The 601-nt window shown below is 68.6% G+C and carries 1 protein-coding gene; it reads right to left on the bottom strand.

All coding sequences use genetic code 11. The annotated features are described in order from the left end of the window. Positions 1-526 (bottom strand): type VI secretion system baseplate subunit TssK (gene tssK, locus EOA32_RS37605; protein ID WP_189407746.1); only part of this gene is annotated, 526 nt, incomplete at its 3' end. Positions 527-601 lie beyond the last annotated feature (75 nt).

The raw sequence follows: 601 nt of genomic DNA, 5'->3' as shown, positions 1-601 counted from the left end.
CCCGCACGCCCTTGATGTCGGCGACCGGCAGCGCGGTATAGCCGCCGACCGATTTGCCGGGCGCAAGCAGCACCGCCTGCGGGCGGGCGATCTCGATCTCTTCCGGGTCGGCGCCGCCCTGCACGGAATCGCGCACCGGCACGATCCTGCCGTGATAGCGCGCGCCGGTCGACGCGGCATGCGCCGGGTCGAAACCGACGCCGCCGGGCGGCTCGAGCGGCAGCGCGACCAGCACCGGCCCGGCGCCGGTATCCGCCGTGACCGGCAGCGGTTTCGGCGCGTCCATCATTTCCGGGATGGAGAAGGGCGTGCCGTCGGGGAAAATACCCCGGGCGGACACGATAGAAACCTGGCCTGCATCGAGCAGCGATTGATCGAGCGTCAGCTGCTGGAAGCCGAACGTATGGAGCTGGCCGGCCTGCAGCGCGCCCCGCACCATCGCCTCGAAGAACCGGTCCTGCTGCTGGAAATGCTGGGTTCTCAGGAAGAGCCCCTCGGACCATAGCACCCTGTTTGCGTCGCTCATGCCGCTGCTCTCTGCACTGCCAACTTCTGTCTCGCCGTCAGGCGGAAATACCGCCGCCGCCTAGCGTGACGTTGA

It is taken from the genome of Mesorhizobium sp. M1A.F.Ca.ET.072.01.1.1 (assembly GCF_004023325.1).
Classification (GTDB): Bacteria; Pseudomonadota; Alphaproteobacteria; order Rhizobiales; family Rhizobiaceae; genus Mesorhizobium.
Note: the sequence above shows the minus strand (reverse complement) of the source record. Positions and strands in the feature narration are given on the sequence as shown.